This is a genomic window from Macrococcus sp. S115 (genome assembly GCF_030067655.1).
GTDB classification, from domain to species: domain Bacteria; phylum Bacillota; class Bacilli; order Staphylococcales; family Staphylococcaceae; genus Macrococcoides; species Macrococcoides psychrotolerans.
Genome location: NZ_JASJES010000011.1, coordinates 21,214 through 43,813, shown reverse-complemented (window position 1 = coordinate 43,813; position 22,600 = coordinate 21,214). Strand labels below are relative to the sequence as shown.

Genomic DNA, 22,600 nt, shown 5'->3' with positions numbered 1-22,600 from the left:
TCTTTGTCCTATACAGAGGTGAAAGTATGATAGATATTCATAACCATATATTGTACGGTGTCGATGATGGTGCTCAGACAGAAACAGAAACTCTTGATATGGCACGACAAGCCGTTGCAGAAGGGATTACAGATATTATTGCAACACCGCATCATAAAATTCAGTTATATGACAATTTCGGTCCGAAGATTAAAGAACTAACAGACAAGGTAAATCAGCTTATTAAAGAGAATAACATTCCACTTAATGTGCATGCCAGTCAGGAAATTAGGATCTACGGTGATGTCATCACAGATTTGAACAGTGGTAAAGCATTACCGCTTGCAGGGCCTTACGTATTAATAGAATTTCCATCTAATGAAGTGCCGATTTATACGGAGCAGTTATTTACACAACTTGCAATGGAAGGGTATGTTCCAATCATCGCTCATCCAGAACGTAATACTGAGCTTCAGAAGAACCCTAAGAAACTCGCTGAACTGATTGAACTCGGTGCACTCGCACAAGTTACAGCTGGGGTAGTTGTTGGCAATTTAGGTCATCATGCACAATCTATTGCAGACCTTATGATTGAACATCAATTGATTCATTTCGTCGCAAGTGATGCCCACAATGTAAATAACCGTAATTTCCATATGAAAGCAGCATACGAAACGATTGAACATAAGTTTGGCAGTGAAGTTGCTGATCGTTTCAAAGATAATGCGAAGAAAGTGCTGCTTAGTGAACAGATACCATATTTAAGCCCGAAAGAAATCATTAAGACTGAGAGTTCATCAGAGAGACACGCAAAGAAGAAGAAAGAAAAGAAAAAGAAATTTCTAGGCTTATTCTAAATTGACATAAGTGCAAAGTGATACGTTCATAAAAAAGACTATCGAGACAAAGTCCCGATAGTCTTATTTTAATATTTCGTCTGTAATGGCTTTACTCCATTTCGTCACGCCATCTTTCGTAAGGAGCTCTGTATCATTGTCATATTTATCTTTGACAGCTTCACTTACTGGGATGAAATATACGTCCTGGTTTTGCAGGAAGTTTGCTTCTTTTTGCTGGTAAGTATTAAATTCATCATCATTTATCCTACGTGTACCAGTAACGTAAATTTTTCGGTGTTCATTTTTAATGTTATTAAGGATTGCTTCAAGATTATTCAAATGGTCTTCGATAGTTACGCCTTCGATATAGTCATTAAGTGTAAACGCATCTAAAATAACGACATCTGGATTTTTTTTATTAATATCATCACTGTTTAATGTGTTAGAACTTGCATCAACATCAACAATATTATAATTTACATCTTCTTGTAAATTTGAAATAAATGTATTTGCGACATTCGTATCTTTATTTGATGTTTGATACGGTGTGCTTACAAACGTCAGCTGCATCCTTTTATTATCTTTCTTTTGTTCTTCATAAATCTTTTGGATTGCAGGTTCTTTGAAGACGTGTGGTAGAGATATTTTTTCTGATTCTTGCTCTTCTGATTGATGAGTAGCGCTTTTTAATTGTGCTTCCTTTGTTTCTCCGCCTTCAGTTACTTTACCTTGCCAGTATTTATAGCCGGCACCAATCAGTAGAATCGCTGCTAATATATATATCCAGAATAATATATTTTTCATTAATTTAACCTCCAGTTTCATAGATATTATTATTTTATCAAATAACAGATATAAATAATATATGATGATGAAAACTATTTTTGTGAAGAATGGGTAAAGTATATGAATAAATATTTTATTATTCTAAATATTATTAATATTCATAGATATATTACATTTAATATGATAAACTACTTTAAATTAGCACGAAATACGAAGTAACTTGCGAGGGATGGGGGAATTCTATGTTAGATTATAAATTATATAGTGATCTTGACTATCATCAAATATATATCAACGCTTCTAAGGAACTAATAGAAGTCTTTCGGAATGAAATTGTTGAATTACATCACATTGGTAGTACCTCCATTGAAGGTGTAAGTGTCATACCGTCAGTAGAAATATTACCGGTAGTCAAGGACTTAAACAAGCTTGATGGTTATGTCGCTCAGATGGAACGAATTGGTTATTCATTAACTCAAACGTCACTAGATAGAAATAACAAGTATCTACTGTTTACTGCACATAAGAACGATATAGAGATATGTGTACTTATTATTGAACGTACAGACTGTAATAGTCTTGAGAGAAAACTAGCAGTTAGAGATTATTTAAGGACACATCATAAAGAGCGTATCGCATACAGGCTGTTTAAGCAGGAGTTAAATCGCTTAACAAAAGCATCTCAAGAATTGCAACGTGCAGAAGATGAATATTTAAAAGAGATTGAAGCAAAAGCGATATACTGGTACCGATTAAATAATTAAGAGGAGTGGTCTCCACCCTCTCTTTTTTTGTGTCAAAATTGCATATTCGTGCTGTTCATGTAAAATAAAAGTATTCGATAATACAAAATGAGGGGTAACAAATGATGAATAATATAAAGATAGCTAAAGCAGCTGATCATAACATATATTTAGATCTTCCTATGGCAAACCGTCATGGTTTGATAGCAGGTGCAACAGGTACGGGTAAGACTATCACACTAAAAGTTATGGCTGAACAGTTTTCTAAAGCCGGGGTGCCTGTATTCCTGGCTGATGTTAAGGGGGATCTGGCGAGCATTGCAGAAGCGATGACGATTAATGATAAGATTCAAGAACGATTAAACAACCTACAGATTGATGATTATACACCTCAAACCTTTCCTGTAAGGTTATGGGATATATTTGGAGAACAAGGCACACCTGTCAGAGCGACAATTACAGATATGGGGCCTATGCTTTTAGGTCGTCTGCTAGAATTGAATGATACACAGTCTGGCATATTAGATATTGCGTTTAAAATCAGTGATGAGCAAGGTCTGCTTCTACTGGACCTGAAAGATTTACAGGCATTATTAAAGGAAATGTATGAAAATACGACCGAATATAGTGGTGTTTATGGTAATATCACGAAGCAATCGATAGGTGCAATTCAACGTAAGTTATTATCATTAGAAACACAAGGTGCTGATCAGTTTTTCGGGGAGCCGGCATTAAAGTTATCGGACTTTATGGAAACAACGGAAGATAAGGGTGTCATCAACATCCTGATGGCCAACAATTTATATACAAAACCAGTATTGTACTCTACATTTCTACTTTGGTTATTAACAGAACTCTTTGAAACATTACCGGAAGTCGGAGATATAGAACAGCCGAAGCTTGTATTCTTTTTCGATGAAGCACATTTACTGTTTAAAGGTGCACCGAAGTCATTTGTGACACAAGTGGAGCAAGTAGTACGTCTCGTGCGTTCTAAAGGTGTCGGGGTATATTTTATTACTCAAAATCCAATCGACTTACCTGATGAAGTATTAGGTCAGCTTGGAAACCGTGTTCAACATGCTTTACGCTCATTTACACCACGTGATCAAAAAGCTGTTGCCAGTGCAGCTGAAACGTTCCGACAAAACCCTGAAATTGATGTTGCGTCCGTTATTGGAGAATTGAAGACAGGAGAAGCACTCATTTCCTGTTTGAATGAAGACGGACAGCCGAGTATTGTAGAACGTGCATTTATCCGTCCGCCGGAAAGTAAGATTGGCGTGATTGATGAACAAGTGAAAGTTAAGGTTATAGAAGGCAACCCATATCATGCACAGTATAATGAAACGGTTGATCGTGAGAGTGCGTATGAAATACTGCAGAAGAAAGTAGAAACATCGAAAACAAAAGCACAAACTAAAGAAGCGAAAGCTGAAAAAGCAGCGCCTAAAAGAAAGCAAAAATCTGATTTCGAAAAGATTGCTTCAAGCGTACTTACAAGTGTGGGAAGACAAATTGGGCGTGAAATTGTAAGGAATATATTTGGAACGAGAAGACGTTAGGAGGAGTGTACGTGAGAAAACGTGCCAGAATTATCTATAATCCAACATCCGGTAGAGAGCTATTCAAAAAAGCATTACCCGATGTATTAATTAAGTTAGAAGATGCAGGATATGAAACAAGCGCTTATGCAACAAAGAGTGCAGGTGATGCAACAGGTGCTGCAGAACGTGCAGTGGAAGATAAGTTTGACTTGGTAATTGCAGCAGGTGGAGACGGTACGATTAATGAGGTGATTAACGGTATCGCAGAAAAAGACTATCGACCAGACATCGGTATTATACCGATGGGAACCGTGAATGACTTTGGTCGTGCGTTACTCATCCCAAAAGATATTGATGAAGCGGTTGATGTGATTGTCAGTGGGCAGACAGTTTCAGTAGATGTCGGTAAAATGAATAATCGCTATTTTATTAATATCGCTGGAGGCGGAAAGATTACGGAAGTGAGCTATGAGGCGCCGAGCCGACTGAAGACAGTGCTGGGACCGCTTGCTTATTATGTTAAAGGATTAGAGATGCTCCCAGAAATTAAAGCGAGTGATGTACGTATCGAATATGATGGTGAAGTATACAGCGGAGAAGCGATGATGTTTCTGATAGGCCTTACAAATTCGGTAGGTGGCTTTGAGAAGCTCGTGCCGGATGCATCGATTAATGATGGCTACTTTACGTTATTAATATTAGAAAAAGTGAACTTTGCGGAGTTCGGACATATATTTACGCTTGCTTCAAGAGGGGAACATATTAAGCATCCTAAAGTACGTTATGTTAAAGCTAAAGACATAAAAGTATCGTCATTTGATAAGGTGCAGTTAAATGTCGATGGCGAATTTGGAGGTATATTACCAGCTCACTTTATTAATCTTGAACGTCATATTAATGTCTTTAGTTTATTAGAACAGCTGAATACAGAGAAGAAGATTGAGATAGAAGAAGAATATCGTGAAATGACGAAAGTAGTACGTGATTAAAATGGAGAGGCAGAACACTTTTGTTCCGCCGTTTAGATAGTTATCGATATAGGATTAAATATTATCTTGTAATCATTTTATTTTGTCTTCACATTAATCTCATCAGTAAATTCATCGAGCAGTGCATCATGTTCAAAGTTTCGATGAGATGGATATAGACTCAGACCACCATCTGCTACAATCGTCTGGCCGGTAATATATTTGCTTTCCTTACTTGCTAGAAATGCAGCGACACTTGCGATTTCTTCAGGTTCTGCAACATACCCCATCGGCACAAATAAATCTGCATCTTTCTTATCTTGTTCCGTCTTGAAATTCTCTGCATTAATTGGTGTATTGATACTGCCAGGTGCAATGTTATTAACGCGGATCTGTACACGTGCATATTCGAGAGCGAGACTTTGTGTAAGTAGTTTTACACCGCCTTTACTTGCACAGTAATGCGCATAATGTGGCCATGGTATAATTTCATGGACGCTTGATATATTGATGATCGTACCTTTATATTTATTTTCCATAAAGTGACGTAAGGCTAATTGACACCCAATGAAGGTTCCGCGTAAATTCACATCGATTACTTTATCGAATGTTTCTATCGACATCGTATGACTTGGAACGTCGGACTGGATGCCTGCATTATTAACAAAGATATGGAATTCACCGAAGTGTTTGATTGTCTCCTTTACGAGATGTTCCATATCATTCTTACTGGTTGTGTCTCCTTGAATCATCAGTGCCTCAACACCATATGACTGAAGTGCTTCGATTAATGCTTGTGCTTCACCTTCTCTAGAATGATAATTGATAACAACATTGATGCCTTCTTGTGCATAACGTAAAGCTGTAGCGCGTCCTATACCTGATGCTCCACCAGTGATTATTGCGACCTTACCTTTTAGATCAAGATACATAGCAAAACTCCTTCAAATATGATGGTTTATATTACCCTCATTATGTTATATATAACCTTTTACGCACATCAAATTTTCCTATAAGATAACAGTGGAGTAGAAAAGTACTCAAGAAATGGGGCGAATGGAGTGTCTCTTATTTTAATAAGATAGACAAACCGTTCATATTGAAGGATAATAAGGCTACTGCCTCTGGATTCCCGAGCTATAATATGGATTTATTCTATGAACTGACGTATAGCATCGATCTTATACAAGAAGCGAGATATGGAACTACCAGGGAAGCAATCAATAACAGTCACTTTGTACAAATAAACTATAGGAGCAATTATGAAACAAATTAAATTTAACAAGAATGAAGTACTTACTGGAACAGTCGTAGATTTAACACATGAAGGTGCGGGCGTTGTAAAGATTGACGATTATCCGTTCTTCGTTGAAGGGGCATTACCTGGCGAAGAAGTTTCAATCAAAGTCATGAAAGTCGGTAAAACATTTGGATTTGCAAGACTTGAGAATGTATTAACAAAAAGCACTGACCGTGTTGAAGAGAAAGATATTATCGGTAGACAAGTAGGTACGATGACGCTGCAGCACATGTCATATGATGCACAGCTTAAGTTTAAGCAGCATCTCGTTGAAAGTGCATTTATACGATTAGGGAAATTTAAAAAAGTAAAAGTATGGGAAACAGTCGGAATGGATTACCCATACGAATACCGTAATAAAGCGCAAATTCCAGTACGTTCAGTAAACGGCAATGTTGAAACTGGATTCTTCAGAAAGAACAGTCATCAGCTCGTCCCTGTAGAGAATTTCTATATTCAGCATAAGGCAATCGATGAAGCGATTGTGAAAGTAAGAGATATTCTGCGCAAATACGATATCGTACCTTATAACGAGCGCAACCATAACGGAGAAATCCGCCATATCGTCGTGAAACGAGGTCATTATACAGGTCAATTAATGATCATATTAGTAACGAATAAAAAGCGTCTGCAAAACATTGAATCGATTACACATGATATCGTGAACACAATCGATAACGTTGAAAGCGTTGTATTAAACTTCAACAATCAAGAAGGTAACGTAATTCTTGGACGTAACAATACAGTATTACACGGAACGCCGTATTATACAGATAAGATGTTAGGACTAGAATTCAGAGTATCACCGAACTCATTCTTCCAGGTGAATACACCACAAGCAGAAGCATTATATAACCTTGCCCTTGAAGCGGCAAACTTAAAAGGACATGAAACGGTACTCGATGCATATTGTGGTATCGGAACAATCTCGCTCGCACTCGCACAGCATGCAGAACAAGTCTATGCGATGGAAATTGTGCATGAATCGATTAAGATGGCGAAGCAGAACGCGAAGATGAATGGTATTGATAATGTTCACTTTGAAACAGGTTCAGCAGACGAAATCTTACCGAAGTGGAGCGAACAAGGCGTGAAGTTTGATGTCGCAGTTGTCGATCCACCACGTAAAGGGTTAGATGACGACTTCATTCAGACATTAATTACACAAAGCCCTAAAACAATCGTCTATGTCAGCTGCAATCCAGGAACATGTGCACGTGATTGCCGTAAGTTTGCAGATGCAGGTTATAAATTAGAATACGTAAAACCAGTGGACTTATTCCCGCAGACACCGCATGTTGAATGTGTTGTGAAATTAACGAAATAAATTGAAACGTATAGTCATCCAGGCTATACGTTTTTATATTGAATAACATAGCTATTATATTGAAAATTGTATACACTAGTAGCGTATGTAAATATTTTCTAACTTTATTATGATATTGGAAGAGGTATACAAATGGAGATTATAAAAGTTGTTAATCCACAAATGGGTGGAAAAAAAGCGTTCGAATTATTTAAAGCATCTATAGAAAGTGGTGCGAAAACGATAGGTCTCGCAACAGGTTCGACACCGATTTCGTTTTATGAAGAAGTGATTCATAGCGATATTCATTTGACGGATGTTACTTCTGTAAACCTGGATGAGTATGTAGGATTAAGTCGTGAGAATAAACAGTCTTATGCTTATTTTATGAATGAACAACTGTTTAAATATAAAAAGCTTAAAGCATCATTTCTACCGAACGGATTAGCAAGTAATATTGATGAAGAGATAAGCCGTTATAATGATATTCTTACGTGTCATCCGATTGACTTTCAAATACTTGGTATCGGATCTAATGGCCATATCGGTTTCAATGAACCTGGTACTAGTTTTGAATCTACGACACAACTCGTAAAGCTTGCACCTTCTACGATTGAGGCGAATGCGCGCTTCTTCGACACGATAGATGAAGTGCCGACAGAAGCAATTTCTATGGGGATTGCTAATATTATGGCTGCAAAGCGTATCGTTTTACTTGCATATGGTGAAAGTAAAGCAGAGGCAATTTATAATACGGTACATGGCAGTGTGACAGAACAGGTGCCTGCATCTATATTACAACGACATCCGAATGTTACAATAATTGTGGACGAGTCAGCAGGTAAGCTTATATAACGAAAAGAGTAGAGTTATTACTGATAAACAATGCAGTAGAGCAAATATAAAGGGTTTTAACATTCCCTATATAAATCTGCTTGCAAAATCAAGAAACATGATGTACCGAATTTATTGAATAAAAGAAGTGATATTATGAAAAGAATCATTCACATCGATATGGATGCGTTCTATGCGCAGGTGGAACAGCGGGATAATCCTGAACTTAAAGGTAAGCCTGTTATCGTTGGTGGTAAGAGTCGTAATCGTGGCGTTGTGGCGACAGCGAGTTATGAGGCGAGGAAGTTTGGTGTGCATAGCGCGATGCCGACGTCTCGCGCATATCAGTTATGCCCAGATGGTTATTATGTGAGTCCTCGGTTTGATGTGTACAAGTCTGTGTCACAGCAAATTATGAATGTCTTCAAGAGTTACACGGATATTGTGCAGCCGTTATCGTTAGATGAGGCATACCTCGATATCACGCATCTCGTACGTCCGGATCTTGGTGCCAGCCAAATTGCCGCGTCTATTAAACGTGATGTATATGAGGCAACACATTTGACGTGCAGTGCGGGTGTTTCTTATAATAAGTTTCTGGCTAAAATCGCTTCCGGTATGAATAAGCCGAACGGATTAACCGTCATCCATTATAATAATGTGCAGCAAATATTAGATGCGTTGCCGATTGGTGAGTTTCCGGGTGTCGGTAAAGTGACTGAACAGAAGATGCATAAGTTAAAGATAGCAACTGGCAAAGACTTACGTCAGTTATCCGAGATTGAACTTATTGAACAGTTCGGCAAGAAAGGGTCAAGCTTGTATAACAAAGCACGTGGTATTGGCACTGACATTATCGAGGTCGAACGTGAACGCAAGTCAATCGGTAAGGAGACAACATTTGCGCATGATAAGAATGATGAATCCTATATTTTACGCGTAATGAATGAGCAGACGGAGAAAGTCGCAGCGAAGCTTCAAAGCATGAATAAAGTGACTGATACGATAACGGTAAAGATTAAGACAAGCGACTTTGAAAGCCATACGAAGCAGACGAAGCTGCTCGATTTTACTGATCAGGCAGATAAGATATATGCAACAGCTGTTTTGCTCTATACAGATTTAAAGCTAGAAAATGAAGAAATCCGTTTAGTCGGGGTTCAGGTAGGGAATATAAAAAATAAAGTGTACGAAAATCTAACGATATATGATTTTCTCTAGAAATGAGGAACAATTATGAAATTCAAATTTGCGATTGTTGGAATAACCGCACTGCTTATCGTGATGTATGTGATGCATGTCATTGAAAGTGGTTTTGATATATTACCGTTACTCGGCATTATTGCTGTAGCGGTATTTTTATTCTGGGTCGACCACAAATTAGAGCGTCCTGTAACGAAGCAGAGTATTAAGAAATCAATTAAAGAAACAACGAAAAAGTAGCATTCGAACATGAATGCTACTTTTTATATGTCATAAAAGGCAATTAAGCTTTTCAGTTTATCATCATCGATGAGCATAATTTCTTTACCGAGCGCAATTTTATTACGTACGATGCCCTCTTTTTTTGAAACCCCTTGCTTAGATTTACCCATAATAAAGATATCTATTGTATCTATTTCTTCTGTATATATACCGCCGTTATTCACGATATACTGTACGATGTCTTTACGTTTCTTGTGCAGTGTACCTGTTATTGCGATGCGCTTGCTATAGAAGAGATGATCTTTATTTACTTTAGATGTATCAGGCGTGATATGATTTAAATCTGTCTGATAACGTGACATTTGTGCACGCTTTGACGTAAGCGACACGTTGCTAATGTATTTCTTGCGTCGCTTATAAGTTAAATATTGATTGAGTGACTCATAATTCTTCAACAATCGCACTGTAATCATGGCACATGCTTTTGCATCGTTTAATGCGTGATGATGACCGTGGAAATTCAGGTTATAATAGGCCATCATATTTTTTAAGCTGTAGCTGTGGTTTGTAATCGTATCTCTCGCCATAATGCAAGAACAGAAGTAGGGTAGCGTCGGCATTTCAAAGTGATAACGTTTGATCGATGCATGGAGGACTTTCATATCAAACTGTGCAAAGTGACACACGACTGGTAAGTCTCCGATGAATGACAGCATGTGAGGATAGACGGTTTCAAATGTAGGTGATGTAGCAACATCTTCAGGTTTTATATTATGGACGTTTATATTTGAAGTATTAAAGTTTGTTTCGGGATTTACGAGCGTATAGAAAGTTTCTGTCATCATATTATCTATAACTTTTACCATACCAACACTACAAATTGATGCAGCATTATGGTTTGCAGTCTCGAAATCTAATGCAATAAAAGAATTCATGTATACTCCTTTGAACTTATATTTTATTTATTCAGAGAATAAAGAGTTATCTTTATAAAAAAAGGGAATAGATTAATGGATATGAAAGTAATATTACATGATTTCTGCTGGAATCTGTAATCATTTGACTTGTGAATAAACTGGGAGGATATTATGAAGAAGATTTTTTTAATCAGTAGTGCCTTTGTTGGTGTTATTGTAGGCGCTGGATTTGCATCAGGGCAAGAGATACTGCAGTACTTTACAAGCTTTGGAGCAATGGGGATATTCGGTGCGATTGTATCAACCATATTATTCGCGTACATCGGGATGATTCTCGTCTGGGCAGGTAGCAAGACAGAAGCAGATGACCATCAAATTGTGATTCAAAGATTGACAGATTATCCTGGAATCGGAAAAGTGTTAGCTTGGATAATAGATGTTGTACTGATTGTTACGTTATTTAGTTTCGGTGTTGTGATGCTTGCCGGTGCTGGTTCTAACTTAGAACAGCAATTTGGCATACCGACAGCTTATGGAACAGCATTAATGGCATTAGTCGTAATTATCGCTGGAATGCTTAAAATTGACCATATCGTAAAGGTTATCGGTAACATTACACCATTTCTAGTTATTATGATTGTTATTATTTCGATTTATTGTATCGTGACATTAGACACACCCTATGCAGAACTAGATTATATTTCAAATACGGTAACTTCACCATTCCCACATTGGATTATTGCAGGTGTGAACTACGTATCGATGAACATAGGACTGGGTGCTGCAATGGCAATTGTTATCGGGGGTTCTGAAGGCAATAAACGTGCCGCTGCACTTGGAGGGTTAGTCGGAGGACTTGTATTAGGTTTACTGATTATACTTAGTCATCTTGCAATATTCTCTAAAATCGAAACTGTTAAAGACTTACCGTTACCGATGCTCGGTATTGTAAATGAAATCTCACCAATACTTGGTATTGCAATGTCGGTTATCGTGTTTACGATGATCTTTAACACGGCTCTTAGTATGTTCTATGCTTTCTCAGCACGTTTTACGACAGTAGGTACAGTGAAGTTTAGAGTGTTCTATATATTAGCAACACTTACAGGTTTCGGATTAAGTTTCGTAGGATTTACGAAACTTGTGAACAAAGTATATCCGATACTCGGCAACATGAACTATTTATTGATTATCATCATAATGCTCGCTCCGCTGAAATTAAGGATGAATAACAAGAATAAGAAGCAGGCTTAATAAGCTTGAAATGCACCCCAAAAGTCAGATCTAAAATCTAACGTTTGGGGTGCATTTCGTTGTTTACTGGTCGCTATATTATTCAGCCTGAAATTCTCGTTTACCAAGTTCCTTCTCATATAGATAAAGTGCATTTGCATCATCTTTAATACGACGAATATAGTCAATATGCTTCTTGAACATCGCTTCTTCTTCAACTTGCTCATCTAAGAACCAGTTTAAGAATGAAATTGTTGCATACTCATTATCATTTTTTGCGAGCTCAGCTAGGTTATAGAAATTCTTTGTCACTTGCTGCTCTTGTACAAGCCCTGCCTCAAAGGTATCAAGAATTGTAGCAAAGTCATTCTTTGGTGCTTTGATTTCTGAGAAGATGGCATGCTGATCACGGTCATTTAAATAGTTATAAATCTTAGTTCCATGGAAACGCTCTTCTTCAGCTTGTTGTTCATAGAAGTTGGCAAATCCATCATAACTTTCTTTAGCACAGTATGCAGCCATTGCCATATAAGCATGTGCAGCCTGGAATTCTTCGTTCATCTGTTTGTTTAAAGCATCTGTTAATGTTTGAGATAACATAGTATGACCTCCTTTAGTTGTTACAGTTATTATAATATAGTTTAAATGGTAAATATAATAATATGGTATAACATTAATAATTATAAATACAAATGTAAATTGATATGCGAATAATTTGTATGATGATATAATAAAGTGTTGAATAAGGAGGTACGTATGAAAAAATTTGCTGCTATAAATGTTGCGAAAGTCGCAAGGAAATTAAGTATCATGGCGGGGAAGCGTGGTACGGATTTACCTGGTCAAGTCGCACGTAAAATTGACTCAGATATATTAAGAAAATTAAGTGCACAAGTTGATGAAGTTGTGTTCATTTCAGGTACGAATGGTAAGACGACGACGAGTAATCTGATTGGGCATACGCTAAAGACGAATGGTATACGCATTATACATAATACAGAAGGTGCCAATATGGCAGCAGGTATCACGTCGAGCTTTATCGTACAGTCTTCTAAAGATACGAAGTTAGCAATAATAGAAATTGATGAAGGTTCTATTCCACGCGTCTTAAATGAAATGACGCCGACGAAGATGGTGTTCACAAACTTCTTCCGCGATCAGATGGATCGTTTCGGTGAGATTGATATATTAGTAGATCGTATTGCTGACAATATTAAAGGTAAAGGCATTGAACTGATACTCAATGCAGATGATCCATTTGTATCACGGTTAAAGATTGCAAGTGACGACGTTGTATATTATGGCATGAAGAGTCATGCCCATACATTTGAAGAAAGTTCTATGATCGAAAGTAAGTACTGCCCGAACTGTGGAAAGATGCTGATATACGACTGGATTCATTACAACCAGATCGGACACTATCATTGTTCATGTGGTTTTAAACGTGAACAACCGAAATATGAAGTAGAATCATTGAATGAGAATCCATTTTTAAATCCTGTCATTAACGGCTATACATTTAATATGCAGATTGCCGGAGACTTTAATGTATTCAATATTATTGCAGCATACAGTGTGCTGCGTGAACTAGGATTAAATGATGAGTCGATTGATAAAGGATTTAGCACATATCAATCTGACAATGGTCGTATGCAGCGCTTTAATACAGGGAGTAAATCTGCAATTATCAATCTAGCGAAGAATCCGGCAGGACTTAATGCCAGCCTTTCTGTAGGTGAGAAGATAGAAGGCGCTAAAAGTTACATTATCAGCTTAAATGACAATGGTGCAGATGGCAGAGATATATCATGGATCTGGGATGCGGATTTCGAGAAGCTTGCGCGTCAGGACATTCCTTATATTATGTGTACAGGAAACCGTGCTGAAGAAATTGCATTAAGACTGAAATATGCAGAAGTGGATGCACAGATTGAAGTCGATCAAGATATTAGACGCGCAACAAAGACAATACTTGAACGACCGGAGTATACAGTATGTATTCCGAACTATACCTCTTTAGAACCGATGCATCAGACACTTACAGCATACTTTGAAGGAGGGCATAAATAATGAGTAAAGCGATAGAAATATTTCATTTTATGCCGGATAAACTCAATTTATATGGCGATATCGGAAATATTATTGCACTTAAAAAACGTGCAGCGTGGCATGGCATTGATGTAAATGTCACGGATATTAATACGACAGCAGGAATTAAGATCAGCGATGCAGATCTACTATTTATTGGTGGCGGAAGTGACCGCGAACAGAAAATTGCAACGGATGATCTATTCCGTGTGAAAGATGACTTTAAAGCAGCGATAGAAGATGGTATGCCCGCACTTACGATATGTGGGGGATATCAGTTCCTTGGTGAGAAGTATATCACACCAGACGGCCAGGAATTACGTGGACTGAATATATTAGATTTCTATACAGAATCTAAACCAGAACGTTTAGTAGGCGATATTGTTATTGAGTCTGAAACATTCGGACAGATTGTAGGATTTGAGAATCATGGCGGCAGAACATATCATAATTATGGAACACTAGGACATGTCGTCAGTGGATTTGGAAACAACGATGAAGATAAAGAAGAGGGTCTCCATTATAAGAATCTATTAGGGACGTATCTGCACGGACCAATATTACCGAAGAACCACGAAATTACTGATTATTTATTGCGCACAGCATGTGAACGTAAAAATATGCAGTTCCTTGAAATCAAGCTGGATAATACACGTGAAGAAGCAGCGAAGCAAGTCATTGTAAGAAGGTTACTCGAAGAAAAATAACTGAGATTAAGTAGTAGTGAGATGCTACTAATACACGCACGATGTGGAAATTATTATTTTCTGCATCGTGTTATTTATTTAAATTGAAATATCACTAACGAAGTGATTTTTGTGACAAATTAAAGAAGAATCTTAAAGATGTATTTTAAATATATCTTAAGGGTGTATAATAAAGGTGTATTAAATAATAAACCGGAGTGATGATTATGATTACAGCAAATATGAAAGTATCAGATATCGTTAAACAATTACCTAAAGCTGCGGACATATTCAGAAAAAATCGAATTGACTTTTGTTGCGGAGGTGATATTTCGCTGAGTGAAGCAATACATGAAAAGAGCGCGCCGATTGAAACATTACTTGAAGAAATTAACCAATTAGACAACGAATCAAGTGACGGATTAGGATTAGATGTACAATATTTAGATAACAGAAGTTTGATTAACTATATCCAGAATAAATATCATAAACCGCTCGAAGAAGAGTTCAGAAACTTAATGCCGTACATTACGAAAGTGGCGAAAGTACATGGGGAGCGTCATCCACATTTAATTGAAATGAAGACTTTAGTGATGAAGTTAAGAGATGAACTCATTGAACATACGAAAGACGAAGATGATACTGTATTCCCATTAATTATCGAATACAGTGACAATCCCACAGAAGAGTTGCGCGCTCAGCTAAAACCACATATTGATGAGCTTGAAAGTGAACATGACGGTGCAGGGGGTATGCTTAAACGACTACGTGAAATTACGAATGACTTTACACCGCCATTGGATGCATGTGGTACGTACAGAGTTGTTTATCAACGATTAGCCATGCTTGAACGAGAGACATTCCAGCATGTACACCTTGAGAATAATGTATTATTTGAAAGACTTTAGATTTGGTGCGTGTGCGAGTATGCGTGAGTGTCCGAAAAAGTGACACCCGCACATGAAGATAATGCCGAGTGTCCGAAAAAGTGACACCCGCACATGAAGATAATGCCGAGTGTCCGAAAAAGTGACACCCGCACATAAAAATATAGTCGAGTGTCCCAAAGAGTGACACCCGCACATGAAAATAATGCCGAGTGTCCCAAAGAGTGACACCCGCACATAAAAATAATGCCGAGTGTCCCAAAGAGTGACACCCACATATAAAAGTATCCGTGAGTGGCCAATCCTCGGCCATTCATATAATATTCTCCCAATAAAAATACGGAACGTCTACAACGAGACGTTCCGTGTTTTTATTTCACTCTATTTGGGTGATCCATCAGTAATCTGTTAATCATCAATATTTCATAGATGTAATGGCTGCGCATTTGATTATCATCAAACTCTGTCAAATGCTTCACGCTCATCTTAAGCAGACTGAGTGCTTTTCTGTCTGGTGTGTACGTACGATTCTCTCCAAACTGTTTGAACGCATTAACTAAATGATTCAGCGCTTCTTTTTCCTGAACAGTTAACGTAAAATATGTCCCATCCGGTAATAAAATCATTTGATTCACATGAAGCTGAATGAGTCTATTAACATCAAGACGATGTTTCAACTGTGTAATTTCATATTTAATCGCTTTATCTTCATGAAATTGAAGTTCTTCTTTTTGATATTGCAGCAACGTATCGATTTTATTAATCAGTTTATTTGATTCTTCTACAAGTGGGGTAGCACTACTTAGATCAGACAATCCAGAATTAATTTCAGTTGCACGTAAAGATAGCATCTTCATTAGCTTGGACTCCAATGCATCGAGGAGTTGAGCGATTTGTATATGATATTTCGGTGGCATCACAAAGAAGTTAACGATACCCGCTGTCGTTAGACCGATTGTCGTTGTAGCAAGCCTGGAGAAGAAATTAAACGCAAAGTCCTGATGAATGTTTGGTACCATCGCTACAGCCGTAAGACTTGCTACAAGGAGACCGTCATAGAGTTTCAGTTTATAGCATACGAATATGGTTGCGGTTGCAGCGATACTATAGCTTAAAGGTGAATCGCCTAAGAAATATGTACTTGTAACTGCGATGAATGCTCCGAGTATTGATGCAGGAAATCTGACGAATGCCTTTTTCAATGAAGCGCGGGCAGTCGGTTCAATGGAAACGATAGATGTAATAACTGCAAAGATCGCAGGTAAATTTAATAATTGACATATTAATGCAGTCAAAAATGTCGCAAGTCCTGTCTTGATTGTTCTTGCGCCGATTAATTTCTTGAACCAGTTAATTTTCATTGTAATCATTCCAATTGTGTAATAGTTTGAGTCTGTTATAATAAACAGTGATGAATATATGATATTGAATTTATACATTATAATCAATACATATCCTTAAATTAAACTGAAAGAAGAGATTATTATGATCGTAAAATCAAAGCAAGACTTAGAAGGCTTACAAGCAATAGGTAAGATCTGTGCGGAAATCCGTGAAACATTGAAAGCGGCCGCAAAGCCTGGTATGACAACGAAAGAACTTGATAATATCGCAAAGGAATTATTTGAAAAGCATGATGCGAAGAGTGCTCCGATTACTGAATATGACTTCCCGGGATATACTTGTATCAGTGTGAATGAAGAAGTAGCACACGGCATACCAGGGACACGTATTATTAACGAAGGAGATCTTGTGAACGTCGATGTTTCAGGATGTAAAGATGGTTATTATGCGGACACAGGTATTTCATTCGTAGTTGGTGAATCTTCAGAGCCAATGAAACAAAAGGTGATTGATGTTGCAGAGATGGCATTTAATGAGGCGATGAAGAAGATTAAACCAGGAGCGAAGTTAAGTAATATAGGTCGTGCGGTGAATGCCACTGCACGTAAGAATGGTGTAACAGTGATTAAAAACTTAACAGGTCATGGCATTGGTAAGAGCTTGCACGAAGAACCACAGCACATTATGAATTACTATGATCCAATGGATAAAGTACTACTTAAAGAAGGAATGGTACTAGCGGTTGAGCCGTTCATTTCTTCTAAAGCGACAATCGTGACAGACGGTAAGGATGAATGGGCGTTTGAGACGAAAGATAAAAGTTTTGTCGCACAAATCGAACATACAATTGTCGTTACAGCTGAAGGCCCATTGTTTTTAACTAAATTAGAAGACTAGTCCTAAAGTCTGAGAAAAGAATCGTTCCAGAGCCGCTTTTTATGGCTTTGGAACTTTTTTATAATTAGAGTACTAACCGTAGGAGGAAGTACTATGCGAAAGATTAAAATGCATCTCAATAGAACTGTCAAACGATGTATAGAAAATACCTTTTACATACAAATTGCCGCGAGCTATAAGAAGATTTCAGATATTAACTTACTTAAAAGTATGAAGCTGAGTGAAGTTGTTAAGTTATCGTGTGAGAAAATACATGTACAAGAGGAACTTGACGCGCTTGAGTCCGCTGTTTCTAATAAGCTATTACACAATCGCACGCCACTAGTTCAGAGAATTAACGACCTTGATCATGATATTGATGAAATTGAACAATTGCTTGCAAATTTAGAGATTGAAAAGCAAAATATACAGTATGAAATATTATTGTTATCGAACGTAAAACCATAAGGATGTGACGCTTTGAAGCAAATTGTAAATTCTGAAATGTTAATCGCATTCTTCACATTAATACTGCTTTCAAATATTTATTATATCTTCTTCGTAAAAATCGGGATGCTGCTTGTTATCGTAGCAGGTTTGCTCATGATATACTTTAGCACGATGATGAAAGAGAATCTAAGGGGGCTCATCATACTTTGGATTGGCGTTATTATGCTGTTATTCGGCATGTTATCCAATCCATATACTTTAATTGTAATCTTTCTGTTTATCGTTATTGTAGCAATCCGTTATATCATCTATAAGAAACAACCGATGGAAGTTATCCAGACGAAGGATGACAGTATGTCGATTCATAAGCAGTCACTACTAAGCTTTCAATCGACACCTGATAAAGTATACAAGTTTGAAGATATGAACTTACAGCATTTTGTCGGAGATATGGACATCGATCTTACACAAGCTGCTAACTTAAAACAGTCGAATATCATTGTGATTCGCAACGCAATCGGAAAGACGACGATTACAGTACCACATCGTTATCAAGTGAAGGTGGATTACACAACGCTATACGGACAGCTCAACTTTAAAGAGCATTATGTGAAAAAAGCGCGTAACGAACGTGTAGTATACGAAACTGAGAAGTACCCAAATGGCATTGAAATTAAACTATTCGTATCGTCAATTGTAGGAGATCTCGAGGTGCAGTACCGATGAATAATTATACGAAGATGATCGGAACGATGCTCATACTTGTCTATAGTTTAGCGGTTGTGTTCTTTATTCTAGACCGAATATTCGTCAACATCATATACTTTCAAGGAATGCTATATACACAAATTGTCGGTGTACCCGCCTTTTTATTTTTAAATGTAACGGTTATACTTGCATGTATTATTATGGGCTCCATCGTTGCATATCGCCAGAACGAACAACTTATGCGTATTAAAAATGAAATTGAACAAATTGAAGACGGGATTCAAATTAATACCGCAATTAATCAGAATGTGGAAGTCATTGACGTACTGCATGCAATTAATGAAGTAAGCCTATCGATGGCTAATATTAAACGACAGAATCAGCTTGTTACTAACGATGTACATAAGATAAACGAAGAGACAGTGAAACAAATCGTTGAAGAAGAACGGCAGAGGCTCGCACGAGAGTTACACGATTCTGTGAGTCAGCAACTGTTCGCCGCATCTATGATGTTATCTGCCCTAAAAGCAGGCACGCATGAAGAGAAAGTGAAATCGCAGCTCGAATTACTAGATAAAATGTTACGAGAAACACAGCTTGAAATGCGTGCGTTGTTGCTACACTTACGACCAATCGGACTGAGGAACAGAACGCTCGAAGAAGGCATTCAGCAACTACTAAAAGAATTAAAACAGAAGATACCACTACATATCACATCAGATATCGAAGACATACAGCTCGAAAAAGGTGTGGAAGATCACCTGTTTAGAATTGCTCAGGAATCCATTTCTAATACATTAAGGCACGCTGAGGCGACACAGATTGTTATCGAACTATTCAAAACGGGGAATAAAGTAATACTCAGGTTAAGCGACGATGGCAAAGGGTTCGATATTGAGCGTGTTGACGATTCAAGATACGGACTTAATACGATGAAAGAACGAGCACTCGAAATTGGCGGGACATTTCAAATTATATCTGCACCACAGTCAGGCACTCGTATTGAAGTGAAAGTGCCATTAGAGGAGGCATAACATGCGCGTAATATTTGTAGATGATCATGAGATGGTCAGAATCGGAATATCAAGTTATTTATCGATGCAAGAAGGCATTGAAATTGTTGGAGAAGCATCAAACGGTAAAGAAGGGATAGAGAAGACGTTAAATCTTGAACCGGACGTTGTACTTATGGATATGGTAATGAATGAGATGGACGGGATTGAGGCGACAGCAAAAATTAAATGTCAAATGCCAAAGGTGAAGGTTGTAATGCTTACGAGCTTTATAGAAGATAAAGAAGTGTATCGAGCGCTAGATGCGGGTGTGGACAGTTACATATTAAAGACGAGCAGCGCTGAAGAAATAAGAGATGCGATTATTAAAACATATCAAGGTGAGTCTGTATTTGAAAAAGAAGTAATGATGAAAATGCGCGCGCGTATGAACCAGAAGGCAGAACTACATGATATGTTGACAGAACGCGAGAAAGAGATATTATTACTGATTGCAAAAGGATATTCTAACCAGGAAATTGCAGATGCAAGCCATATTACGATTAAAACGGTGAAGACACATGTGAGCAATATACTGAGTAAACTTGAAGTACAGGATAGAACACAAGCAGTAATCTATGCATTTCAACATGATTTAATAGAATGAAAAAGAGTGAAATGCGGATGCCCACATTTCACTCTTTTCATTGTACATTATCATAACCATTAATCAGTAACTCTACTTCACCTGTAAGCGGTTCGATGACGAGCCCGTGTACCGGTACTGAACGATCGAATAATGGATGATTATAAACCATTTTAACGTTTTCACGTACGTTCTCGTTCACATCGTTAAAGCCGCTTAAGAAATGGTCTACGTCGATACCAGAGTGAATAATCGTATCCATCACTTCTTGTTTGATACCGCGATTAATCATGGTTGATTTAACTTTATCAACATCAAGACCACCCATCCCACAATCTTTATGGCCCATAATAATAATTTCTTCAGCACCTAATGCATAAATACCAACAAGTAAGCTACGCATCGTAGAACCATAAGGGTGTGTAATTGTAGCTCCAGCATTCTTAACGGTTTTTACATCGCCGTTTTTAAGCCCAAGTGCTTTCGTTGATAATTCTTGTAACCTTGTATCCATACATGTTAATAGTACAGCCTTCATGTCTGGCACTTTAGACGTTTCATATTGTGTGTAGTCTTTGTTTTCTACAAACTTTTTATTAAATTCAAGCATGTTTGATAATAAAGTCAACGTTATCCCTCTTTCACTATTATTGATTAGAACTTAGTTTCTTTTCATGAATTATAGCATTAATCTGTGAACCAATAATAATGATAAAACCTGTTAAATATAACCATAACATTAAGACGATGATTCCTCCGATACTACCGTAAGTCTTAGAGTAGTTACCAAAGTTACTTACATAGTATCCAAATAGGAAGCTTGCACCAATCCAGACAATCGTTGCAAACAAAGCACCTGGTATAACAGATTTAAATTGAAGTTTAATATTCGGAGCAATCGCATATAATGTCGTAAATACTATAAACGTAATAATCAGTGGAAGTGCGACTTTAACAAGCGAGAAGATCCATTTAAATTGTGATTCTAGCCCGAACTGACCAAATAAATAATTGCCAATTTGTTCACCGAATACAGGTAATGCTAATGCAACACCAAATACAAGCACCATCACCACTGTAAATAACACACTAAGTAACTTTGATACGATAGGATTACGGGCATCTTCAACTTCATAAGATACATTAAATGCATTCATTAGTGCTGTCATGCCGTTAGATGCTGACCAAAGTGCTGCGATTAAACCGAATGATAGTAATCCACCGTTCGCGTTGTTCATCACATCAGAGATTACATCGGTAATCATATTCGCTGCATCTCCAGGGGCATTCTTTGCAATCATATTCGTGATTGTTTCAGGGGACACTTTAAACAATGGGACTAATGTCAATAGGAAAATCAGCATTGGGAATAAAGACAGTAAGAAGTAATATGCGAGCTGCGCAGATAATCCTGCAGCATCGTCTTTACCGATTCTAAATAGTAACTTGTTAAAAAAATTACCGTTATGTTTATACTTTGCCGGTTTGTTAATCTTAGAAACGTATAATGTTTCGTCATCTTTTTTAGCTTGCTTTGATTTAAACCTTTGATTGCTTACATACTGCTCATTTTTATTAGATAGTTTATCTTTGTTTTCTACCTCTAAATTATGAGACTCAGGACCTTTTGCAGCCTGAGTCAGAAATTTAGAGGTACTCTTATTGTCCTTTGACATAATTTCACCTCTAAGTATATTAAGTTAACCGTTTGGTCCTGAGATTTTCTTTTGATTTTTCTTTTCGATGAAAGTATCTTTAGCATCTAATATTGCGCGTTCTAGTTCTGGATTGTTACGACGGATTTCATCGATTGTTTCTTTCCAGTATAATAATTCATCTTTTAAATTTGATACTTTGTTTTTTGTAGAACCTTGTGAAGTGATACCGTTTTGTTTCGATTTTGAAACTGAGGTTTTAACAGAGTTACGTGTCTTTCTATCAGCCATTGATACTGCAGCACCGATGACTGCACCGGCGATGACTGCTGGGACTAATTTGTTGTTCATAATATAATCTCCTCTCAAATATAAGAAATGTGCTATCTGC

Annotated in this window: 25 protein-coding genes; 17 read left to right on the top strand and 8 right to left on the bottom strand. The window is 37.4% G+C overall.

The features are described from left to right. The first annotated feature begins 26 nt into the window (after positions 1-26). Positions 27-836 carry a tyrosine-protein phosphatase gene (locus QNJ52_RS10835; RefSeq protein WP_219493023.1) on the top strand — a complete coding sequence of 270 codons (810 nt, stop codon included), beginning with the start codon at positions 27-29 and terminating at the stop codon, positions 834-836. 63 nt (positions 837-899) lie between these two features. Here QNJ52_RS10835 and QNJ52_RS10830 read toward each other — a convergent pair whose 3' ends face one another. Further along, positions 900-1,622: an SGNH/GDSL hydrolase family protein gene (locus QNJ52_RS10830; RefSeq protein ID WP_283722602.1), complete on the bottom strand. Its 723-nt coding sequence runs from the start codon at positions 1,620-1,622 to the stop codon at positions 900-902. Positions 1,623-1,846: 224 nt separating this feature from the next. On the opposite strand from QNJ52_RS10830, the gene QNJ52_RS10825 reads away from it, so the two are divergent. The 3 genes from QNJ52_RS10825 (at position 1,847) to QNJ52_RS10815 (ending at position 4,883) form a co-directional block, all read left to right on the top strand. After that, entirely contained in the window at positions 1,847-2,368 is a 522-nt protein-coding gene (locus tag QNJ52_RS10825) for a GrpB family protein (RefSeq protein WP_219493018.1), read from the top strand. A 101-nt stretch (positions 2,369-2,469) separates the two neighbouring features. Further along, a complete protein-coding gene (locus tag QNJ52_RS10820) occupies positions 2,470-3,912 on the top strand; it encodes a helicase HerA-like domain-containing protein (protein WP_283722600.1) in 1,443 nt (480 codons plus the stop codon). An 11-nt stretch (positions 3,913-3,923) separates the two neighbouring features. Further along, the gene (locus tag QNJ52_RS10815; RefSeq protein ID WP_283722599.1) at positions 3,924-4,883 is read left to right on the top strand and encodes a diacylglycerol kinase; all 960 of its coding nucleotides are present in this window, start codon (positions 3,924-3,926) and stop codon (positions 4,881-4,883) included. A 77-nt stretch (positions 4,884-4,960) separates the two neighbouring features. Here the strand turns inward: QNJ52_RS10815 and QNJ52_RS10810 are convergent, their stop codons facing one another. Beyond that, the gene (locus tag QNJ52_RS10810; protein WP_283722598.1) at positions 4,961-5,794 is read right to left on the bottom strand and encodes a glucose 1-dehydrogenase; all 834 of its coding nucleotides are present in this window, start codon (positions 5,792-5,794) and stop codon (positions 4,961-4,963) included. A 330-nt stretch (positions 5,795-6,124) separates the two neighbouring features. Between QNJ52_RS10810 and rlmD the strand changes: the two genes are divergently transcribed. The 4 genes from rlmD (at position 6,125) to QNJ52_RS10790 (ending at position 9,745) form a co-directional block, all read left to right on the top strand. Further along, positions 6,125-7,489, top strand: coding sequence for a 23S rRNA (uracil(1939)-C(5))-methyltransferase RlmD (rlmD, locus tag QNJ52_RS10805; protein ID WP_283722597.1), 1,365 nt, complete (start codon positions 6,125-6,127; stop codon positions 7,487-7,489). A 132-nt stretch (positions 7,490-7,621) separates the two neighbouring features. Then, positions 7,622-8,323: a glucosamine-6-phosphate deaminase gene (locus QNJ52_RS10800; RefSeq protein ID WP_120786024.1), complete on the top strand. Its 702-nt coding sequence runs from the start codon at positions 7,622-7,624 to the stop codon at positions 8,321-8,323. Between the two features lie 135 nt (positions 8,324-8,458). Beyond that, entirely contained in the window at positions 8,459-9,523 is a 1,065-nt protein-coding gene (gene dinB / locus QNJ52_RS10795) for a DNA polymerase IV (RefSeq protein WP_219493000.1), read from the top strand. A gap of 15 nt (positions 9,524-9,538) precedes the next feature. Next, entirely contained in the window at positions 9,539-9,745 is a 207-nt protein-coding gene (locus QNJ52_RS10790) for a hypothetical protein (protein WP_283722596.1), read from the top strand. A gap of 23 nt (positions 9,746-9,768) precedes the next feature. On the opposite strand, the gene QNJ52_RS11535 is transcribed toward QNJ52_RS10790, so the two are convergent. After that, positions 9,769-10,662 (bottom strand): exonuclease domain-containing protein, encoded by an 894-nt coding sequence (locus tag QNJ52_RS11535; RefSeq protein ID WP_219492998.1) that lies wholly within the window; start codon positions 10,660-10,662, stop codon positions 9,769-9,771. 153 nt (positions 10,663-10,815) lie between these two features. Between QNJ52_RS11535 and QNJ52_RS10780 the strand changes: the two genes are divergently transcribed. Continuing rightward, a complete protein-coding gene (locus QNJ52_RS10780) occupies positions 10,816-11,898 on the top strand; it encodes a YkvI family membrane protein (RefSeq protein ID WP_283722595.1) in 1,083 nt (360 codons plus the stop codon). Positions 11,899-11,976: 78 nt separating this feature from the next. Here the strand turns inward: QNJ52_RS10780 and QNJ52_RS10775 are convergent, their stop codons facing one another. Beyond that, positions 11,977-12,477: a ferritin gene (locus tag QNJ52_RS10775; protein ID WP_219492996.1), complete on the bottom strand. Its 501-nt coding sequence runs from the start codon at positions 12,475-12,477 to the stop codon at positions 11,977-11,979. Positions 12,478-12,633: 156 nt separating this feature from the next. Here QNJ52_RS10775 and murT point away from each other — a divergent pair, with 156 nt between their 5' ends. The 3 genes from murT (at position 12,634) to scdA (ending at position 15,559) form a co-directional block, all read left to right on the top strand. After that, entirely contained in the window at positions 12,634-13,947 is a 1,314-nt protein-coding gene (gene murT / locus QNJ52_RS10770) for a lipid II isoglutaminyl synthase subunit MurT (RefSeq protein WP_283722594.1), read from the top strand. After that, on the top strand, positions 13,947-14,672 hold the full coding sequence (gatD, locus tag QNJ52_RS10765) for a lipid II isoglutaminyl synthase subunit GatD (RefSeq protein WP_283722593.1): 726 nt from the start codon (positions 13,947-13,949) through the stop codon (positions 14,670-14,672). The genes murT and gatD overlap by 1 nt, the downstream gene beginning before the upstream one ends. Before the next feature lie 206 nt (positions 14,673-14,878). Continuing rightward, positions 14,879-15,559: an iron-sulfur cluster repair di-iron protein ScdA gene (gene scdA / locus QNJ52_RS10760; RefSeq protein WP_219492992.1), complete on the top strand. Its 681-nt coding sequence runs from the start codon at positions 14,879-14,881 to the stop codon at positions 15,557-15,559. Positions 15,560-15,909: 350 nt separating this feature from the next. Here the strand turns inward: scdA and QNJ52_RS10755 are convergent, their stop codons facing one another. After that, positions 15,910-16,899 carry an FUSC family protein gene (locus QNJ52_RS10755; RefSeq protein ID WP_283722592.1) on the bottom strand — a complete coding sequence of 330 codons (990 nt, stop codon included), beginning with the start codon at positions 16,897-16,899 and terminating at the stop codon, positions 15,910-15,912. A gap of 124 nt (positions 16,900-17,023) precedes the next feature. Between QNJ52_RS10755 and map the strand changes: the two genes are divergently transcribed. From map to QNJ52_RS10730, 5 genes are all read left to right on the top strand, one after another. Beyond that, entirely contained in the window at positions 17,024-17,779 is a 756-nt protein-coding gene (gene map / locus QNJ52_RS10750; RefSeq protein ID WP_219492990.1) for a type I methionyl aminopeptidase, read from the top strand. Between the two features lie 93 nt (positions 17,780-17,872). Next, on the top strand, positions 17,873-18,226 hold the full coding sequence (locus QNJ52_RS10745) for a hypothetical protein (protein ID WP_219492989.1): 354 nt from the start codon (positions 17,873-17,875) through the stop codon (positions 18,224-18,226). A gap of 12 nt (positions 18,227-18,238) precedes the next feature. Continuing rightward, positions 18,239-18,934, top strand: coding sequence for a cell wall-active antibiotics response protein LiaF (gene liaF / locus QNJ52_RS10740; RefSeq protein ID WP_219492988.1), 696 nt, complete (start codon positions 18,239-18,241; stop codon positions 18,932-18,934). Next, complete coding sequence (locus tag QNJ52_RS10735; protein ID WP_219492987.1) at positions 18,931-19,950, top strand: sensor histidine kinase; 1,020 nt, start codon at positions 18,931-18,933, stop codon at positions 19,948-19,950. Before liaF ends, QNJ52_RS10735 begins: the two co-directional genes overlap by 4 nt. 1 nt (position 19,951) lies before the next feature. Beyond that, positions 19,952-20,575 (top strand): response regulator transcription factor, encoded by a 624-nt coding sequence (locus tag QNJ52_RS10730; protein WP_283722588.1) that lies wholly within the window; start codon positions 19,952-19,954, stop codon positions 20,573-20,575. 37 nt (positions 20,576-20,612) lie between these two features. On the opposite strand, the gene QNJ52_RS10725 is transcribed toward QNJ52_RS10730, so the two are convergent. From QNJ52_RS10725 to QNJ52_RS10715, 3 genes are read right to left on the bottom strand one after another with little or no spacing between them, the layout of a single operon-like run. Then, complete coding sequence (locus QNJ52_RS10725; RefSeq protein WP_219492985.1) at positions 20,613-21,182, bottom strand: beta-class carbonic anhydrase; 570 nt, start codon at positions 21,180-21,182, stop codon at positions 20,613-20,615. 19 nt (positions 21,183-21,201) lie between these two features. Then, the gene (locus QNJ52_RS10720; RefSeq protein WP_219492984.1) at positions 21,202-22,230 is read right to left on the bottom strand and encodes a YihY/virulence factor BrkB family protein; all 1,029 of its coding nucleotides are present in this window, start codon (positions 22,228-22,230) and stop codon (positions 21,202-21,204) included. 24 nt (positions 22,231-22,254) lie between these two features. Continuing rightward, complete coding sequence (locus QNJ52_RS10715; protein WP_219492982.1) at positions 22,255-22,560, bottom strand: YtxH domain-containing protein; 306 nt, start codon at positions 22,558-22,560, stop codon at positions 22,255-22,257. Positions 22,561-22,600 lie beyond the last annotated feature (40 nt).

Coding starts and splice junctions, on each gene's coding strand:
- QNJ52_RS10775 (WP_219492996.1), bottom strand. CDS start 12,477: ATGTTATCTCAAACATTAACAGATGCTTTAAACAAACAGATGAACGAA.
- QNJ52_RS10755 (WP_283722592.1), bottom strand. CDS start 16,899: ATGAAAATTAACTGGTTCAAGAAATTAATCGGCGCAAGAACAATCAAG.
- QNJ52_RS10720 (WP_219492984.1), bottom strand. CDS start 22,230: ATGTCAAAGGACAATAAGAGTACCTCTAAATTTCTGACTCAGGCTGCA.
- QNJ52_RS10800 (WP_120786024.1), top strand. CDS start 7,622: ATGGAGATTATAAAAGTTGTTAATCCACAAATGGGTGGAAAAAAAGCG.
- QNJ52_RS10715 (WP_219492982.1), bottom strand. CDS start 22,560: ATGAACAACAAATTAGTCCCAGCAGTCATCGCCGGTGCAGTCATCGGT.
- rlmD (WP_283722597.1), top strand. CDS start 6,125: ATGAAACAAATTAAATTTAACAAGAATGAAGTACTTACTGGAACAGTC.
- QNJ52_RS11535 (WP_219492998.1), bottom strand. CDS start 10,662: ATGAATTCTTTTATTGCATTAGATTTCGAGACTGCAAACCATAATGCT.
- QNJ52_RS10830 (WP_283722602.1), bottom strand. CDS start 1,622: ATGAAAAATATATTATTCTGGATATATATATTAGCAGCGATTCTACTG.
- QNJ52_RS10810 (WP_283722598.1), bottom strand. CDS start 5,794: ATGTATCTTGATCTAAAAGGTAAGGTCGCAATAATCACTGGTGGAGCA.
- QNJ52_RS10790 (WP_283722596.1), top strand. CDS start 9,539: ATGAAATTCAAATTTGCGATTGTTGGAATAACCGCACTGCTTATCGTG.
- QNJ52_RS10780 (WP_283722595.1), top strand. CDS start 10,816: ATGAAGAAGATTTTTTTAATCAGTAGTGCCTTTGTTGGTGTTATTGTA.
- QNJ52_RS10730 (WP_283722588.1), top strand. CDS start 19,952: ATGCGCGTAATATTTGTAGATGATCATGAGATGGTCAGAATCGGAATA.
- QNJ52_RS10825 (WP_219493018.1), top strand. CDS start 1,847: ATGTTAGATTATAAATTATATAGTGATCTTGACTATCATCAAATATAT.
- dinB (WP_219493000.1), top strand. CDS start 8,459: ATGAAAAGAATCATTCACATCGATATGGATGCGTTCTATGCGCAGGTG.
- map (WP_219492990.1), top strand. CDS start 17,024: ATGATCGTAAAATCAAAGCAAGACTTAGAAGGCTTACAAGCAATAGGT.
- gatD (WP_283722593.1), top strand. CDS start 13,947: ATGAGTAAAGCGATAGAAATATTTCATTTTATGCCGGATAAACTCAAT.
- QNJ52_RS10745 (WP_219492989.1), top strand. CDS start 17,873: ATGCGAAAGATTAAAATGCATCTCAATAGAACTGTCAAACGATGTATA.
- murT (WP_283722594.1), top strand. CDS start 12,634: ATGAAAAAATTTGCTGCTATAAATGTTGCGAAAGTCGCAAGGAAATTA.
- QNJ52_RS10820 (WP_283722600.1), top strand. CDS start 2,470: ATGATGAATAATATAAAGATAGCTAAAGCAGCTGATCATAACATATAT.
- scdA (WP_219492992.1), top strand. CDS start 14,879: ATGATTACAGCAAATATGAAAGTATCAGATATCGTTAAACAATTACCT.
- QNJ52_RS10735 (WP_219492987.1), top strand. CDS start 18,931: ATGAATAATTATACGAAGATGATCGGAACGATGCTCATACTTGTCTAT.
- QNJ52_RS10835 (WP_219493023.1), top strand. CDS start 27: ATGATAGATATTCATAACCATATATTGTACGGTGTCGATGATGGTGCT.